The sequence below is a fragment of the Variovorax frigidus genome (assembly GCF_051216515.1).
Classification (GTDB): domain Bacteria; phylum Pseudomonadota; class Gammaproteobacteria; order Burkholderiales; family Burkholderiaceae_C; genus Variovorax.
On the sequence record NZ_JBPJZF010000002.1, the window covers coordinates 336803 to 353778 of the forward strand.

The 16976-nt window shown below is 67.5% G+C and carries 15 protein-coding genes; 9 read left to right on the forward strand and 6 right to left on the reverse strand.

Annotation, left to right across the window (positions count from 1 at the left end; translation table 11 throughout):
* Positions 1 to 16 precede the first annotated feature (16 nt).
* Complete coding sequence (locus tag ACSFBC_RS06845; protein WP_435509557.1) at positions 17 to 802, reverse strand: enoyl-CoA hydratase/isomerase family protein; 786 nt, start codon at positions 800 to 802, stop codon at positions 17 to 19.
* Positions 799 to 1518 (reverse strand): TetR/AcrR family transcriptional regulator, encoded by a 720-nt coding sequence (locus tag ACSFBC_RS06850; protein WP_435509558.1) that lies wholly within the window; start codon positions 1516 to 1518, stop codon positions 799 to 801. Before ACSFBC_RS06850 ends, ACSFBC_RS06845 begins: the two co-directional genes overlap by 4 nt.
* 142 nt (positions 1519 to 1660) lie before the next feature.
* Between ACSFBC_RS06850 and ACSFBC_RS06855 the strand changes: the two genes are divergently transcribed.
* From ACSFBC_RS06855 to ACSFBC_RS06880, 6 genes are all read left to right on the forward strand, one after another.
* The gene (locus ACSFBC_RS06855; protein WP_435509559.1) at positions 1661 to 2512 is read left to right on the forward strand and encodes an ABC transporter ATP-binding protein; all 852 of its coding nucleotides are present in this window, start codon (positions 1661 to 1663) and stop codon (positions 2510 to 2512) included.
* Positions 2512 to 3390: a branched-chain amino acid ABC transporter permease gene (locus ACSFBC_RS06860; RefSeq protein ID WP_435509560.1), complete on the forward strand. Its 879-nt coding sequence runs from the start codon at positions 2512 to 2514 to the stop codon at positions 3388 to 3390. Before ACSFBC_RS06855 ends, ACSFBC_RS06860 begins: the two co-directional genes overlap by 1 nt.
* A 315-nt stretch (positions 3391 to 3705) precedes the next feature.
* The gene (locus ACSFBC_RS06865; RefSeq protein ID WP_435509561.1) at positions 3706 to 4743 is read left to right on the forward strand and encodes a branched-chain amino acid ABC transporter permease; all 1038 of its coding nucleotides are present in this window, start codon (positions 3706 to 3708) and stop codon (positions 4741 to 4743) included.
* A 172-nt stretch (positions 4744 to 4915) separates the two neighbouring features.
* Positions 4916 to 6103: an ABC transporter substrate-binding protein gene (locus ACSFBC_RS06870; RefSeq protein ID WP_435509562.1), complete on the forward strand. Its 1188-nt coding sequence runs from the start codon at positions 4916 to 4918 to the stop codon at positions 6101 to 6103.
* Positions 6104 to 6224: 121 nt separating this feature from the next.
* Positions 6225 to 7025 (forward strand): ABC transporter ATP-binding protein, encoded by an 801-nt coding sequence (locus tag ACSFBC_RS06875; protein WP_435509563.1) that lies wholly within the window; start codon positions 6225 to 6227, stop codon positions 7023 to 7025.
* A 32-nt stretch (positions 7026 to 7057) separates the two neighbouring features.
* A complete protein-coding gene (locus ACSFBC_RS06880) occupies positions 7058 to 8839 on the forward strand; it encodes an AMP-dependent synthetase/ligase (RefSeq protein ID WP_435510043.1) in 1782 nt (593 codons plus the stop codon).
* Positions 8840 to 8879: 40 nt separating this feature from the next.
* On the opposite strand, the gene ACSFBC_RS06885 is transcribed toward ACSFBC_RS06880, so the two are convergent.
* The 3 genes from ACSFBC_RS06885 to clpB form a co-directional block, all read right to left on the reverse strand.
* Positions 8880 to 9485, reverse strand: a complete 606-nt coding sequence (locus tag ACSFBC_RS06885; RefSeq protein ID WP_435509564.1) for a class I SAM-dependent methyltransferase — start codon at positions 9483 to 9485, stop codon at positions 8880 to 8882.
* Between the two features lie 68 nt (positions 9486 to 9553).
* Positions 9554 to 9883: a hypothetical protein gene (locus tag ACSFBC_RS06890; RefSeq protein WP_435509565.1), complete on the reverse strand. Its 330-nt coding sequence runs from the start codon at positions 9881 to 9883 to the stop codon at positions 9554 to 9556.
* An 8-nt stretch (positions 9884 to 9891) separates the two neighbouring features.
* A complete protein-coding gene (gene clpB / locus ACSFBC_RS06895; RefSeq protein WP_435509566.1) occupies positions 9892 to 12513 on the reverse strand; it encodes an ATP-dependent chaperone ClpB in 2622 nt (873 codons plus the stop codon).
* Between the two features lie 115 nt (positions 12514 to 12628).
* Here clpB and ACSFBC_RS06900 point away from each other — a divergent pair, with 115 nt between their 5' ends.
* Complete coding sequence (locus ACSFBC_RS06900; RefSeq protein WP_435509567.1) at positions 12629 to 13627, forward strand: Bug family tripartite tricarboxylate transporter substrate binding protein; 999 nt, start codon at positions 12629 to 12631, stop codon at positions 13625 to 13627.
* Between the two features lie 194 nt (positions 13628 to 13821).
* Here ACSFBC_RS06900 and ACSFBC_RS06905 read toward each other — a convergent pair whose 3' ends face one another.
* Positions 13822 to 14298: a molybdenum cofactor biosynthesis protein MoaE gene (locus ACSFBC_RS06905; protein WP_435509568.1), complete on the reverse strand. Its 477-nt coding sequence runs from the start codon at positions 14296 to 14298 to the stop codon at positions 13822 to 13824.
* 254 nt (positions 14299 to 14552) lie between these two features.
* Here ACSFBC_RS06905 and dapA point away from each other — a divergent pair, with 254 nt between their 5' ends.
* Positions 14553 to 15440: a 4-hydroxy-tetrahydrodipicolinate synthase gene (gene dapA / locus ACSFBC_RS06910; protein ID WP_435509569.1), complete on the forward strand. Its 888-nt coding sequence runs from the start codon at positions 14553 to 14555 to the stop codon at positions 15438 to 15440.
* A gap of 403 nt (positions 15441 to 15843) precedes the next feature.
* Positions 15844 to 16974 (forward strand): glycosyltransferase family 4 protein, encoded by a 1131-nt coding sequence (locus tag ACSFBC_RS06915; protein ID WP_435509570.1) that lies wholly within the window; start codon positions 15844 to 15846, stop codon positions 16972 to 16974.
* Positions 16975 to 16976 lie beyond the last annotated feature (2 nt).

The window sequence follows — 16976 nt, forward strand, 5'->3', positions numbered from 1 at the left end:
GCCCATCAATGGCCGATCAGTGGCCGGTGAAGGCGGGCTTTGTCTTCGCGAAGAAGGCGTTGATGCCGATCTTGAAATCATCGCTGCTCGCGCACTCGCGGAAGGCGGCCGATTCGGCATCGAGCTGGCCCGCGAGGTCGCGTTCGAACGAGGTCCGCATCAGCCGTCGCAGGCGCCCCAGTGCCACCGTCGGCCCCTGGGCCAGGCGGCGCGCGAAGGCCAGTGCCTCGGCCTCGAGCTCGGCAGCCGGCACCACGCGGTTGATCAGTCCCATGCGCTCGGCCGCGGCCGCGTCGAACATGTCGCCCAGCATCGCGATCTCGAGTGCGCGGCGCAGGCCGACCAGCCGCGGCAGCGCCCACGAGGCGCCCACGTCGCAGCTGGCGCCGATGTTGACGTAGGCCAGGTTGAAGCGCGTTCCCTCGGCGGCCAGCACGAAGTCGGCCTGCAGCATCAGGCTCAGGCCGGCACCTGCGGCCACACCGTGCACCTGCGCGATCAGCGGGGCGTCCATGCCGGCCAGCACCGTCAGGGCCTCGTGCAGCGGACCGATGAGGTCGGCCGCGCCCTGCACCGGGTCGGCCTGCAGCACGGCCAGGTCGCCGCCGGCCATGAAGCCCTTGCCCACGCCGCTCATGAGCACCGCGCGCACGCTCTTGTCGGCCGCGAGCTCGCGCGCCGCGGCCAGGAAGGCGATGGCCATCGGCACGTCGATGGCGTTCAGGGCCGAGGGCCGGTTGAAGCGCAGCGTGGCGATGCCGCCGTCGCGGCCCACCTGGAGGGGGGAATCGTTGTGGCTCATGCTTGTCCTTTCTTGCGCGGCCTCTTGACCGCAGGGGAAGATTCGGTGGCGGGTTCGCGCCGGGCCGCGGCGGGGCGCTGCCGCACCACGCCATTGAGCAGCAGCGCGATGCCCTGGTCGGCGATCTGTTCGGGCGTGAGCGCACCGTCACCACGGTACCAGCGGCCCACCCAGCTCAGCGCACCGGCCAGCATGAAGGCGGCCATCTTCGGGTCGCAGGGCGCGAGCGAGCCTTCGGCCACGCCGTCGGCGATGAGCCGGCGGAACTGGTGGTCGATGCCGGCCTTGAGCCGGCGCAGTTCGGTCTTGAGCGGCTCGGGCAGCGGGTCTTCGCCGATGCGGATCACGCACATGCCGAAGTCCTGCGTGACCACGCCGGTGTAGATGCGCATGCAGGCCTGGAGCTGGTCGATGGCGCTGCCGCCCGCATGGCGCACGGCCTCGATGCCGTCGTGCATCAGGTCGAGCGCGGTGCGCACGCACTCCAGCAGGATCTGGTCCTTGCTCTCGACGTAGTAGTACAGCGTGGGCTTGCTCACGTGCAGCCGCTCGGCGATGTCGTCGAGCGAAGTGGCGTGGAAGCCGCGTTCGTTGAAGAGCTGCGCGGCCGTCTGCAGCACGGCGTTGCGCTTGACCTCGCGTTGCAGCGCGCGCGCGCTCGCGGGTTCCCACGGGGAGACGGCGGCAGCTTTGGAGCGGAGAGCGGAAGAGGCCATTTCACAAAGGTCAGCGCGGGAAAGTCCGGATGCCGCAAGACGCGGCCAGCAGCGACATTACCGACGAGTAGAAATTCTACGGAGAAGTAGATTTTCCCGCTTTTGAGGCAAACCCTCGCTGCCTTCCACACCTCTTTCATCCATGCACCAGGCCCTTTCCGCTTCCGCCGATGCACCCGTGCTGCAGGTCGAGGCGTTGACGCTGGCTTTCGGTGGCGTGAAGGCGCTCACGGGCGTGGGCTTCAGCGTGCAGCCGGGCTCCATCACCGCGGTGATCGGCCCCAACGGCGCGGGCAAGACATCGCTGTTCAACACCATCTCGGGCTTCTACCGCCCGTCCGCGGGCCGGGTGCTGTTCGAAGGCACCGACATCACGCGCACGCCGGCGCCGCAACGCGCCAAGCTGGGCCTGGCGCGCAGCTTCCAGAACATCGCGCTGTTCCGCGGCATGACGGTGCTCGACAACATCAAGCTGGGGCGCCACGCGCACCTCAAGACCAACGTGCTGGAGGCGTTGTTCTACGTCGGCCGCGCGCGGCGCGAAGAGGCTGAACTGCGGCGCGACGTGGAAGAACGCATCATCGATTTCCTCGAGATCGACCACATCCGCCACGCGCCGGTCTCCGCCCTGCCCTACGGCCTGCAGAAGCGCGTGGAGATGGCGCGCGCGCTGGCGATGCAGCCCAAGGTGCTGATGCTCGACGAGCCCGTCGCGGGCATGAACCGTGAAGAGACCGAGGACATGGCGCGCTTCATCCTCGACGTGCGCGACGAATGGGGCGTGACGGTGCTGATGGTCGAGCACGACATGGGCATGGTGATGGACCTGTCGGACCACGTGGTGGTGCTCAACTTCGGCCAGGTCATCGCACAGGGCGCACCGGCGCAGGTGCAGGCCGACCCCGAGGTGATCCGTGCCTACCTGGGCGCAGGCGACGTGGGCGACCTGCGGCGCAAGCTGCGCGGCGAACAGACGGTCGCGGGAGTCGCGTGATGGACTGGGCCTACCTGTTCGAGATCAGCCTCACGGGCGTGGCCAGCGGCGGCCTCTATGCGCTGGCCGCCCTGGCTTTCGTGCTGGTCTACAAGGCCACGCGCGTGGTCAACATCGCGATCGGCGAGATGCTGATGATCGGCGCCTACCTGTTCTTCACCTTCTCCGCGACCTTCTCGCTGCCGATCTGGGCCGCGGTGATCGGCGCGGTGATCGGCACCGGCCTGCTGGGCGCGATCGTCGAGCGCACCATGATCCGGCCGCTGCTGGGCGAGCCGCCGATCTCGGTCTTCATGGTCACGGTGGGGCTGGCCTCGGTGCTGGTCGGCCTGGTCGAGATCATCTGGACCGCGGACCAGCGCCGCCTGCCCGAGTTCCTGCCCAACACGCCGATCATGATCGGCGAGGCCTTCCTCGCGCCCAAGGTGGCCTATGGCGCACTGATCGCGGCAGGGCTCATCGGCGCGGTGCTGCTGGTGTTCCGCTTCTGGCGCGGCGGCGTGGCCCTGCGCGCCACGGCCTCGGACCAGGCGGCCGCCTACTCGATGGGCATCAACGTGCCGCGCGTGTTCTCGCTGGCCTGGGTCGCCTCGGCCATGATCGCCGCGGTCGCCGGCATCATGGTCGGCGCCATCGGCGGCATCTCCTCGTCGATGGGCGTGTTCGGGCTGTCGGTGCTGGTGGTGGTGATCGTCGGCGGGCTCGACAGCGTGCTGGGAGCGTTGATCGGCGGGGTGTTCATCGGGCTGGTGGAGGCGCTGGCGGGGACCTTTCTCGGGGGTGAGTACAAGTTGCTCGCGACCTTCATCGTGCTGGTGTTGGTGTTGATGGTTCGGCCTTATGGTCTCTTCGGCACGCATGAGATCGAGAGGCTTTGAAATGGCTTTTCGGAACGCAATTCAATGCCGGGGACGCGATCGCGCCGACGGCGTACTCTGCTCCGCGAATGTCCCCCGGCCTGCGGCCTCCTCCTTTATTTCGCTGCGCAGAGCACGCCATCGACACGATCGAGATGCGTTCTGTTGGATCGACGGCCGCACACCCCCACCGCATCCACGTGCGCAGGGTACCGGGTGCTCCCCGCAGCGAAATAAAGAAGGAGGGGGCGAAGCCCCGGGGGACGTTTCGCGGAGGGGAGTACCCGCTGGCCTGTGCACGCGCCCTGAACAGAAGCTTGAACGGCGGGTAAGAACATGCGCATAGGCACCCTCAAGGAAAGCTACATCGCCGACGCGGCGCTGTTCGACTCGCGCACGCAGAAGACCTGGCTCGCGATCGGTGCGGCGCTGCTGCTGCTCTTCCCCTTCATCGCCAGCGACTACTGGCTCTACCTCGCCTGCCTGGTCGCGATCAACGTGGCGAGCGCGAGCGGGCTCAACATCCTCACGGGCTACACCGGGCTGGTGAGCCTGGGCCAGGCCGCGTTCATGGGCCTGGGCGCATACACGGTCGCGATCCTCGAGACGCGGCTGGGCACGCACTTCCTGCTGAACCTGCTGGCCGGCGGCACGGTCGCGATGCTGGGCGGCCTGATCGTGGGCATTCCTTCGCTGCGCGTGAAGGGCCTGTACCTGGCGATCGCCACCATCGCGGCCTCCTTCATCACGCATTTCCTGTTCGCCAACCTCAAGCTCACGGGCGGCACCAGTGGCCTGTCGGTGCCGCCGGCGCAATTCTTCGGCATGGCGCTCGACACCTCCTTCCGCCTCTACTGGGTGATCGTGCCAGTGATGCTGCTGATGGTGCTGGGCGCGGCCAACCTGTTCCGCACCCGCGTGGGCCGGGCCTTCATCGCGATCCGCGACCGCGACATCTCGGCCGAGGTGCTGGGCATTCCGCTGCTGCGCTACAAGCTGCTGTCTTTCGGGCTCTCGTCCTTCTACGCGGGCGTGGCGGGCGGGCTCTGGGCCTATTTCTTCCGCGTGGTCACGCCCGAGAGCTTCCCGCTGCTGATGTCGATCTTTTTCCTGGCCGCGATCATCGTCGGCGGCATGGGCTCGATCCTTGGCGGCATCCTGGGCGCGATCTTCATGACCATGGTGCCAGAGCTGCTCAAGCTCATCGTCGACCTGCTGCCGGGCGGCACCGAGATGACGGTGTTCCTTTCGCCGGTGCGCACCGTGGTGTTCGGTCTCTTGATCGTCGGATTTCTGGTGTTCGAGCCGCACGGGCTCGCAGAAGTGTGGCGGCGCACGCGCCGTTTCTTTCATCTATGGCCTTTCCGATCATGAGCTCGCCCCCAGTCTTCGCGCACTTCGTGTCGCTCCGCCAACCCCCGACCGGGGGCGATACCAGTGGCCCGGCGAAGCCGGTTCCACGGTATCCCTGGAAGGGAGCCCGTCTGGATCGCCCTCACGCCTTTCGTTGGTCCGTTGTTCGATGAAATTCCACCAGGAGACAAGCATGCACAAGACACTTCAGCCCTCTCTGCGCCGCCGTGCGCTCGTGCTCGCCGCTTCGGCCGCGCTCGCCGCACCCTTCGCCGCACATGCCCAGTCCACCGAAGACATCGTGATCGGCGGCTCGATCCCCATGACCGGCGTGTTCGCCTTCGCGGGCGTGGGCATCAACGCCGGCATGGCCGATTACGTGAAGATGGTCAACGACGCGGGCGGCATCAAGGGCCGCAAGCTGCGCTACGTGCCCGAAGACACGGGCTACAAGGTCGACGTCTCGGTCGCGGCCTACAAGAAGATCACCAGCCAGAACAAGGTCAACCTCTACTACGGTGACTCGACTGGCTTCGCCAAGACCATCAACCCCGAGCTCGACCGCAGCGGCCAGATCCTGATGGCGGGCGCGTCCTTCGCGACCGAACTCAACGACCCGGTCAAGTTCCCCAACCAGTTCCTGGTCGGGCCCGACTACACCGAGCAGATCGGCATCCTTCTCAAGCACATCGCCAAGGAGAAGCCGGGCGCCAAGGTGGCCTTCGTCTACTCCGACTCCGAGTTCGGCCGCGACCCGATCGAGGCCAGCGAGGCGGCCGCGAAGAAGCTCGGCCTCACGGTGCCCGTCAAGCTCATGACCCCGGCCGGCAGCGTCGACGTGTCGACCGAAGTCATCAAGCTGCGCCGCGCCGCGCCCGACTACACGATCTTCCACGGCTACATCCTCGCGCCCATTCCCGAGTTCGTGCAGCAGGGCAAGCAGATGGGCATGACCAGCAAGTGGATGGGCACCTTCTGGACCATGGACAGCTCCACCGTCATGAAGATGGGCGACGGCGCCGACGGCTTCATGGGCGTGATGCCCTACCGCTACTACTACGACACCTCGGCCAAGGCGCCGATGCTCGACAAGATCCGCGCGCTGCGCCCCGAGTACCAGAGCACGGCCTACACCCAGGGCTTCCTCACGGCGATGCTGTTCACCGAAGCGGCCAAGCGCACGCTCGATGCCGGCAAACCGCTCGACGGCAAGAACCTCAAGGCCGCGCTCAACACCATCAAGGACTTCGACACCGGCGGCCTGATCGGCACGCCCATCACCATCAGCGGCAACTCGATCCCGGTGGGGCGCGTCTACAAGGCGGACATGAAGGCGCAGAAGATGGTGCCCGCGTCCGACTGGATTTCCTTAAGCAAGTAGCCATGGGAAGCAGGTATCCCTTCCTGGAACACCGCAGAACCGGCTTTGCCGGGCTGCAGGTGTTGCCCCCGGTAGGGGGTTGGCGGAGCGACACGAAGTGCGCGAAGACTGGGGGGGAGCCGTGAACGTGTTGAATGTCAACAACATCGAGGTCGTCTACAACAAGGTGGTGCAGGTGCTCCGCGGCCTGTCGCTGGCCGTGCCGCGCGGCGAGATCGTCGCGCTGCTGGGCAGCAACGGCGCGGGCAAGTCGACCACGCTCAAGGCCATCTCGGGACTGCTCGCGCTGGAAGACGGCGAGGTCGAGGCCGGCCGCATCGAATTCAACGGCCGCAGCACGGCCGAGCGCGCACCGCAGCAACTGGTGCGCGACGGCCTGTGCCATGTGATGGAAGGCCGGCGGGTGTTCGAGGACCTGACCATCGAGGAGAACCTGGTCGCTGCCACCTACGCGCTCACCGGCCGCCCCGATGCCAAGCCGGACTTCGACGCGGTCTACAGCTACTTCCCGCGGCTGCACGAGCGCCGCAAGGGCCTGGCCGGTTACCTCTCGGGCGGTGAGCAGCAGATGCTGGCCATCGGCCGCGCGCTGGTCGCGCAGCCCCAGTTGATCCTGCTCGACGAGCCTTCGCTGGGCTTGTCGCCCAAGCTGGTCGAGGACATCTTCACCATCATCGCGCGCATCAACGCCGAGCGCGGCGTGTCGATGCTGCTGGTCGAACAGAACGCCACGGTGGCGCTCGCGGTGGCGCACCGCGGCTACATCATGGAGAACGGCAAGATCGTGATCGACGGCAGCGCCGAGCGCCTTGCTTCCGACCCGGACGTGCGCGAGTTCTATCTCGGCGTGGGCGGCAGCGGCGAGGCACGCAGCTTCCGCGACATCAAACACTACAAGCGCAGGAAAAGGTGGCTTTCGTGAGCGCAACGCTGCCCCACCTGACCCTGCCGCAGATGCTGCGCGAACAGGCGCGCCTGCAGCCCGCGAAGGTCGCGATCCGGCAGAAGGACTTCGGCATCTGGAAGCCGCTGACCTGGCAGGCCTATGCGCAACGCGCCGAACATGTCGGGCTGGGCCTGCGGGCGCTGGGCCTGACTTTGGGCGGCCATGTGGGCGTGCTGTCGGAGAACCGCACCGAGTGGGTGCTCGCGCAGATGGGCGCAGGCATGGTCGGCGGCATCGCGGTCGGCGTCTACCCGACCAGCCCGGCCAGCGAAGTGGCCTACGTGGTCGGCCATGCGGACATCGAGCTGATCGTCTGCGAGGACCAGGAGCAGACCGACAAGGTGATCGAATCGCTGGCCCTGCTGCCGCGGCTGCGCAGGATCGTGGTGATCGAAACCAAGGGCCTGCGCAACCTCGACGCCGCGCACCGCGACAAGGTCACGACCTTCGCCGAACTCGAGCGGCTGGGCGCGGCCTCGGCCGCGCAGGGCGGTCGCGCGATCATCGACACCGCACTCGCTGCGCAGACCTTCGACGACATCGGCCTGATGATCTACACCTCGGGCTCCACCGGCAAGCCCAAGGGCGCGATGCTGTCGTACCGCAACATCCGCGGCGTGGTGCCCGGCATCATCGATCGGCTGGGCCTCGACGGCGACACCACGCACCTGTCGTACCTGCCCCTGTGCCATGTGGCCGAGCAGATGCTCACGGCCTTCGCGCCGCCCTACCTGGGCTCGCAGGTGCACTTCGGTGAATCGATCCGCACCGTGCAGGAAGACCTGCGCGAGGTGGCGCCCAGCATCTTCCTGGGCGTGCCGCGCATCTGGGAGAAGCTGCACGCGTCGATCAGCATCAAGCTGCAGGAATCCGGCCGGCTGCAGCGCGCGCTTTTCTCTCGCGCCTGGGCGCGCTGCGAAACGCTGACGGCCAAGCCGCGCGCGCAGTGGTCGGTGGCCGATCGCCTGGCCCATGCCGCGAGCTACTGGCTGGTGCTGCGGGCGCTGCAGAACTTCATCGGCCTGCGCCGCGTGCGGGTGGCACTGACCGGCGCCGCGCCGATCGCGCCCGACGTGGTGCACTTCTTCCGCACGCTGGGCGTGCCGCTGGTCGAGGTCTACGGGCTGACCGAGTCGAGCGGCATGGTCACGGGCCACCGACTCGACGCGGTGATGCCCGGCACGGTCGGCCCGCCCACGCTGGGCACGGCGCACCGCATCGGCGAGAACGGCGAGTTGCTGCTGAAAGGCGACATGGTGTTCGCCGGCTACTACAAGAACGAGGAGGCCACGGCACAGTCGATCCGCGACGGCTGGCTGCACACCGGCGACGTGGTGCGCGAAGAGGCCGGCGGCCAGTTGCGCATCGTCGACCGGCTCAAGGACATCATGATCACCGCGGGCGGCAAGAACCTCACGCCCTCGGAGATCGAGAACACGATGAAGGGCAGCCCCTACATCAAGGAGTGCGTGATCGTGGCCGAGGGCCGCAAGTTCGTCGGCGCGCTGATCCAGATCGACTACGAGACAGTCGGCAAGTGGGCCGAGGCGCAGCGCATCCCCTTCACCAACTTCCGCTCGCTCACCGAGCACGCCGACGTGCTGCGGCTGATCGGCGACGAGGTGGCACGCGGCAACGGCAAGCTGGCGCAGGTCTCGCAGATCCGGCAGTTCCACCTGCTGGCCAAGGAACTGGACCACGACGACGGGGATGTCACCGCGACCATGAAGGTGCGGCGTTCCTCGATCTACAAGAACTACGCGAGCGAGATCGAGCGGCTCTACAGCTGACCGAATCCGCCAGGAGTGGCCGCCGCGATCTGCGGTGCACTCACTCCGCCGCGCTTTCCAGCGCGAAGAGCGGCACTTCCGCGCTTCGACTGAGCCAGACCCCCCCGCCCATTTCCTTGAACTTCCGCGTCAGCCCGCGTCGGTACATCTCGGCGCGGTGTCGATAAAGAAGCGGATCGGTGAGGTCTTCGTCCACGACGTCGTTCTCGTAGTCCTCGAGCGTCACGGCTTCGACGTAGAGCGCGCCCTGGCTCAGCACCCCGAGGTTGCGCAGGGCACGCTTCAGGTCGGCCGGGGTCAGATAGGCCAGAACGCCCTGGCAGATGACCAGGTCGAAGGGCTGCCGAGCCTGGTAGTCCACGACCGAGCCACGCTCCCATCCGTAACGACCACACAGGTATTCGCTGATCTCGACGCCCTGGTAGGTCGCCTGCGGAAAGTGCTGGGTCGTGATATCGCGCCAAATTCCGATGCCGCAACCGACATCCAGGACGCGGCGCACAGGGACGCGCAGGTACTTCAGGTAGGAACTGACGAAGGCACCCAGCCGTTCGACATGCTGCCGGTCCGCCACCTTGGTCTTCTTGTCGAAGTAGTAGCGCGCGTAGTACGACGCATCGAAGAGGGCGGCATCAGCAGATTCCATGCGCGGATCGTACCTGCACGCGCCGCACGTCCTTGTGATGCCGGAGGGCGAGGGCCTGTTCCCAGACCCTAATTTCCGCGCGTCGCGGGCCGGGCCGACACGTCGGTCACCTCGCCCGCATCGCCCAGCGCGATCGGGCTGCGCGTCGACTCGCCGCGGGCCCGCGCGCCGACCACGTCGGCCGCTGTGGGTTCGGCCGGCGCCTGCGCGGCGCGGAATCGGTCGAAGCCGCTGCGCGGGTTGAAGCGCATGACCCAGGGCGTCACGGGCTTGCCGGTGAGCCGGGCCCAGCCGTAGCGCAGGCCCCAGACCGCGGCCAGCAGCAGCACCGCGACCGCCAGACTGGCCGCGAAGATCAGGCCGAGGCAGAAGAGGATGAAGCGAAGAACAAAATTCATCATCGGCATTAGGCCAGAGCCTCGGCCGATGGTTCCCCACCGTGGCTGAACGAGAACTGCCCGGGCGACTGGATCGGGTCGGTTTCGACCCGGATCGTGTCCTTGGGCCCGAAGCTGCCGTCGAGCAGCAGCTTCGACAGCGGGTTCTCGATGCGCTGCTGGATCGCCCGCTTGAGCGGCCGCGCGCCGAACACCGGGTCGAAGCCGACCTTGGCGATTTCGGCCAGCGCAGCGGCCGACACGTCGAGGAACAGGTCCATCTTCGCGAGCCGCGCCTGCAGCACCTTGAGCTGGATGGCCGCGATCGATTCGATGTTCTTCGCGTCGAGCGCATGGAACACCACCGTCTCGTCGATCCGGTTCAGGAACTCGGGGCGGAAGTAGTTCTTCAGCTCGTCCCAGACCGCGTCCTTGATCTCCTCGCTCGGCCGGCCCACCATCGCCTGGATGATCGGCGAGCCGATGTTGCTGGTCATCACGATCACGGTGTTCTTGAAGTCCACGGTGCGGCCCTGGCCGTCCGTGAGGCGGCCGTCGTCGAGCACCTGCAGCAGCACGTTGAACACGTCCGGATGCGCCTTCTCGACCTCGTCGAGCAGCACCACGCTGTAGGGCTTGCGGCGCACGGCTTCCGTCAGGTAGCCGCCCTCCTCGTAGCCCACGTAGCCCGGCGGCGCGCCGATCAGGCGGGCGACCGAGTGCTTCTCCATGAACTCGCTCATGTCGATGCGGATCAGGTGGTCTTCGCTGTCGAACAGGAAGCCCGCGAGCGCCTTGCAGAGTTCGGTCTTGCCCACGCCCGTGGGGCCGAGGAACAGGAAGGAACCCGTGGGCCGGCCCGGATCGGACAGGCCCGAGCGGGAGCGGCGGATCGCGTTGGCGACCGCACCGATGGCCTCGTCCTGGCCGACCACGCGCTCGTGCAGCTTGTCTTCCATCACGAGCAACTTGTCGCGCTCGCCCTGCATCAGCTTGGCGACCGGGATGCCGGTGGCGCGCGCCACGACTTCGGCGATCTCTTCCGCGCCGACCTGGGTGCGCAGCAGCGTGGGTGCGCTGGACTTGCCCTTGCTGGCCTCGCTCTCCTCGGCTTCGCGCAGGCGCTTCTCCAACGCCGGCAACTGGCCGTACTGCAGCTCGGCGAGCTTGTTGAAATCGCCCTTGCGCTTCCACTCCTCGATCTCGAACTTGAGCTTGTCGATGTCCTCGCGGATCTTCGCGCTGCCCTGGGCCTGCGCCTTCTCCGCCTGCCAGATCTCGTCGTAGTCGGCGATCTCCTTCTGCAGCTTGACGATCTCGTCCTCGATCAGGCCGAAGCGCTTCTGCGAGGCCTCGTCCTTCTCGCGGCGCACGGCTTCGCGCTCGATCTGCAGCTGGATCAGCCGGCGGTCGAGCCGGTCCATGACCTCGGGCTTGGAGTCCATCTCGATCTTGATCTTGGCCGCGGCCTCGTCGATCAGGTCGATGGCCTTGTCGGGCAGGAAGCGGTCGGTGATGTAGCGATCGCTCAATTCGGCCGCCGCCACGATGGCCGGGTCGGTGATCTGCACGCCATGGTGCACCTCGTACTTCTCCTGCAGCCCGCGCAGGATCGCGATGGTGGCCTCGACCGAGGGCTCGCCCACGATGATCTTCTGGAAGCGGCGCTCCAGCGCTGCATCCTTCTCGATGTACTTGCGGTATTCGTCGAGCGTGGTGGCGCCGACGCAATGCAGTTCGCCCCGCGCCAGCGCGGGCTTGAGCATGTTGCCCGCGTCCATCGCGCCTTCGGCCTTGCCGGCACCGACCATGGTGTGCAGCTCGTCGATGAAGACGATGGTCTGGCCTTCGTCCTTCGCGAGTTCGTTGAGCACGGTCTTCAGGCGCTCCTCGAACTCGCCGCGGAACTTGGCGCCGGCCAGCAGCGCGGCCATGTCGAGCGACAGCACGCGCTTGCCCTTGAGCGACTCGGGCACTTCGCCCGCGACGATGCGCTGGGCCAGGCCTTCGACGATGGCGGTCTTGCCCACGCCGGGTTCGCCGATCAGCACGGGGTTGTTCTTGGTGCGCCGCTGCAGCACCTGGATGGCGCGGCGGATCTCCTCGTCGCGGCCGATCACCGGATCGAGCTTGCCGAGACGTGCGCGCTCGGTCAGGTCCATGCAGTACTTCTTGAGCGCTTCGCGCTGGCCTTCGGCATCGGCGCTGTTCACGCCCTGGCCGCCGCGCACCGCATCGATGGCCGATTCCAGGCTCTTGCGCGTCAGGCCGTTGCTGCGCGCGAGCTGGCCGACGTCGGCCTTGCTGTCGGTCAGCGCCAGCAGGAAGAGTTCGCCCGCGATGAACTGGTCGTTGCGCTTGATGGCCTCCTTCTCGGTGGCCTGCAGCAGCTTGTTGAGCTCGGGGCCGACCTGTACCGCATCGTGGCCCTGCACCTGCGGCAGCTTCTTGATCGCAGCCTCTGCCGCCTGCCCCAGCGCGGCCACGTTGACCCCGGCGCGCTCCAGCAGCGCGCGCGGGCCATCGTCCTGGCGCAGCATGGCCGCGAGCAGGTGGACCGGTTCGATATAAGCGTTGTCGTTGCCCAGCGCCAGCGACTGTGCATCGCCGAGCGCTTCCTGAAATTTGGTGGTGAGTTTGTCTTGGCGCATGGTGGTGTTTCCTGCATACAAAATAGGGCTGTTCGCGCGCCATTCAAGAGCGCGGGCGAATTCAGGCACGGCTATTGCTGCCGGAACCTCTCACCACAATGGATTGGAGTCGATCATGGTTTTTTCAACGCAGCGTGTTCAGCCGGCTCGCCGGGCGCTGACGCTCGGCCTTTTCGCAGCGGCGCTGGGCCTGTCGGGTCTGGCCCAGGCCCAAGGCAGCAGCACACCGATCCGCTTGCTGGTGGGCTTCCCGGCCGGCGCCGGCAGCGATGCGATTGCACGCGCTCTGGGCGAAAAGCTCAAGGACGAGCTGGGCGCACCGGTGGTGATCGAGAACCGTGCCGGCGCGGGCGGCCAGATCGCGGCCCAGGCGCTGAAGGCCGCGCCGGCCGACGGCCACACGCTGTTCCTCACGCACGACCACAGCATCTCCATCCTGCCGCAGGTGGTCAAGAGCCCCGGCTTCAACCCCGCGACCGACTTCGTGCCGGTGGCCGGCTTCGCCACCTTCGCCAACGTGCTGGCGGTTTCGGGCGGCACGCCGGCCAGGAACATGGACGAGTACGTGAAGTGGGTGCGCACCCAGAAGGACGGCAAGGAGACCATCGGCGTGCCCGCGCCGGGCTCGATCCCTGAGTTCCTGGTCAAGCTGATCTCCGACAAGTACAAGCTCGACCTGCAGGCCGCACCCTACCGCGGCAGCGCGCCACTGACGGCCGACATGCTGGGCAACCAGATCACGGCCGGCATCGCCTCGGTGCCCGACTTCATCGAGAACCACAAGGCCGGCAAGGTGCGCATCGTGGCCGTGATCGGCGCCAAGCGCCAGCCGCTGCTGCCCCAGGTGCCGACCTTCACCGAACTGGGCTTCGCGAACCTCGACGACTACCCGTACTACGGCATCTTCGCGCCCGTGGGCACGCCGCAGCCGGTGGTCGACCGCTTCGGCGCGGCCCTGCAGAAGGTGCTGGCGATGCCGGACGTGAAGCAGAAGCTCACGGCCATGGGCTTGAACGTGGCCTATGAGCCGCAGGGGCAGTTCGCGGGACGCGTGCGGACGTACACGCAGACCTGGGAACGCATCATCCAGGCCAGCGGCTTCAAGCCCCAGTGAAGTCTTGCACCCTCTCCCTCCGGGAGAGGGGAAAAAACAGGGTCGAGTGCCGAGGCGAGGTCTTGCCCCCTCTCCCTCCGGGAGAGGGTTGGGGTGAGGGCTCGCAGCCTTTGCACAGGCCGGTCGTGGAACGACGGCCGCCGCCCTCACCCTGCCCTCTCCCGGAGGGAGAGGAGAAAACCACCCCGGAAGAGTCAAGCGTTGAAGGCCTGGATGCCCCAGCGCGCCAGCGCCTCGTCGTCCGCCACACGCGCATCGACCCAGCGTGCCCCCTCGGGCGTCTGTTCCTTCTTCCAGAACGGCGCCTGCGTCTTGAGGTAGTCCATCAGGAATTCGCAGGCCTGGAAGCTCTGGCCGCGATGCGCCGAGACCACCGCCACCATCATGATCTGGTCCAGCGGCTGCAGCAGTCCCACGCGGTGCACGATGCGCGCGCCGAGGATGTCGAAGCGGCGCTGCGCCTCGTCGATCATGGCCTCGATGGCCTTTTCGGTCATGCCGGGGTAGTGCTCGAGTTCCATCGATGCGACCGCACTGCCGTCGTTGCGGTCGCGAACCGTGCCGATGAAACTGCAGACGGCTCCGACACGGGGATCTTCGGCACGCAGCGCCGCGATCTCCTCTGCCAAGTCGAAGTCATGGATCTGGATCGCAACGCGTGCACGGGTCATTGGCGAATTGTGGCATCACGGTAGACTCCGCTCCATGTCCTGCCGCGCCGCGCACCCCCTCCAGCCTTCGTCCGAAGGCCAGGCGTGCGCACGCGGCAACGGCAAAGCCAAAAAACCACAGCTCGTCTGACCGGAGCTGCGGTTCCGTCGTCGGATGAGCGACGGGACCGGCAAGGCTCAGGCTGCAGCCCATGGCACGCGCACATCCGACGATGGTTTTCCCATCGGTCGCTTCCTGCACCAAGGAGCATCGCGTGCCCTCTTCTTCTGCCCTCCCCTTCGACTTCTCGGGTCTCTGGGTTCCCCTGATCACGCCGTTCCGTCACGACGGCTCGGTCGACCATCCCTCGCTCACCGCGCTCGTGCGGCGGCTCGCGCCCACGGGCATCGCCGGCTTCGTGGTCTGCGGCTCGACCGGCGAGGCCGCCGCGCTCGACGAGGCCGAGCAACTGGCCGTGCTGGCCACCGTGGCCGCGGCGGCGCCCGCGCTGCCGCGGGTGATGGGCCTCTCCGGCTACCACCTGGGCCAGACGCTGGACTGGGTGCGCCGGCTCTCCGAACACGACCTGTGCGGGCTGCTCGTGCCCGCGCCCAGCTACATCCGTCCCTCGCAGCAGGGCCTGGTCACCTGGTTCACCGCGATCGCAGATGCGAGCCGCCTGCCGCTGATCGTCTACGACATCCCCTACCGCACCGGCGCGTCGCTCTCACTGGACACCCTGCGCCTGCTTGCGACCCATCCACGCATCCGGGCGCTCAAGGACTGCGGCGGCGACATGGTCAAGACCCGCACCCTGATCGCCGATGGCGCGCTGCAGGTGCTGGCCGGCGAGGATGCGCAGATCTTCTCGACGGTGGCCGAGGGCGGTGCCGGCGCGATTGCCGCGAGCACGCACCTCGAGACCGCGCGGTTCGTGGAGGTGCTGCGGCTGATCGGCGAAGGCCGGCTGGCCGAGGCCCGGCCGGTCTGGCAGGCGCTGCAGCCGCTGATCGCGCTGCTCTTCGCCGAGCCCAACCCGGCGCCGCTCAAGGCATGGCTGAGGGACGCGGGCATGATCGGCGACGCGCACCTTCGCGCGCCGATGACGGCTGTCAGCGACGCGCTGCGCGAGCGCTTGCGCACGGCAGCGCTGCAGGCTTGACCCCACCTTCACCCGGCAGGATGCAGAGACGCCGCTGAAGTGGCTTGATGCCGGCCGGCGGCTCTGCTGCCGGGGGTGCGTCTGGAACAGGTCGACCTGCCAGAAACTGGGCGTTTGCGACTTCGGACATTGCACATCCGACCCGTACACTCGTGCCCCTGGTGCATCACTGCCGAGCGCCTGCTCGACAAGGTCTACATTGCTGACTGCTTACATTGCCGTGGCCACCCCACCCAGCGCCACGTTCGTCCCCCAGCCCGGTCCTGTACGGAAGCCTGGTGATCGCGAGCCACGGCCGGCAGTGCCTGGCCGAGACGCCAGACGCCCTGCGCCGCAGCCGCCATGGCATGGACCGCGAGCCGTCTGCAAGCCGAGTCGGACGGGCTACTAAAGAATATTGACAATGAAGGTCTTACTCTATTCCCACGCCTTCCACCCGTCGGTGGGCGGCGTCGAGACCGTGTCGATGGCGCTGGCGCAGGGTTTCATCGCCACCGGCGGTATCGAGTGTCGGGTCGTCACGCAGAGCAAGGCCGGCAGCGAGGCGCCTGCTGCCTATGGCTTCGAGGTCTTCCGCCACCCCGATCATGCGCAACAGCGCGAACTCGTGCGCTGGGCCGACGTGGTGCTCTTCAATGGGGCCAGCCTCGCACTGCAACCCTGGGTGCTGCTGGCGCGCAAGCCCTTCGTCTGGGTCCACGTGGGCTACCAGGCGGCGTGCATCGACGGATTGGGCTGGGTCGACAACGCCAGCGCGCCCATCACGCCGCTCGCGTCGGTGCGCTTCCACGCACGCCGCAGCGGCTGGGGCACGGCGTTGCGCGAGGGGGCCAAGCTGGGGCTGCGGCGCGCTGTCGCCCGGTTCGCGGTCGACCGCCATGTGGCGATCACAAAGTGGATGCAGCACGCCCTGCCGCTGCCGCGCCAGCTGCAGATCTACAACCCCTTCCCCATCGCGCAGTTCGCCGGTGCGGACACGCCGAACCCCGCGTTCGACTTCTTCTATATGGGCCGGCTGGTCCAGGAAAAGGGCGTGGATGTGCTGGTGCGGGCCTTTGCCGAAATGCTGCGCCACCACGGGCCCGGGCCGCGGCTGTTGCTGATCGGTGACGGCGCGGCACGGCCCGTCATCGAACGCATGGTGGCCGAGTTCGGCCTCGCGGAAGCGGTGGTGTTTGCCGGCCGCCAGTCCGGCGCCGCGCTGGTGGAGGCTGTCGGCCGTGGCGGCATCGGCATCATTCCCTCGGCATGGTACGAGCCGATGGGCGGCGTGGCGATCGAACTCATGGCCGCGGGCAAATGCCTGATCGTGTCGGCGCAAGGCGGCCTGGCCGAATGCGTGGGCGATGCGGGCTTGTGCTTTCCCAACGGCGATCACGCGGCGCTGGCCGAGCGCATGCAGCAACTGCTGAACGACCCGGTGCGCCGGGCCGCACTGTCGTCGGCCGCGCGCACGCGCGCGCAGGAGTTTCTTCCGGGGCGTTTCGTGGCGCAGTACGTCGCGATGCTGCGGGATGTGGTCGCGCGGCGATGACG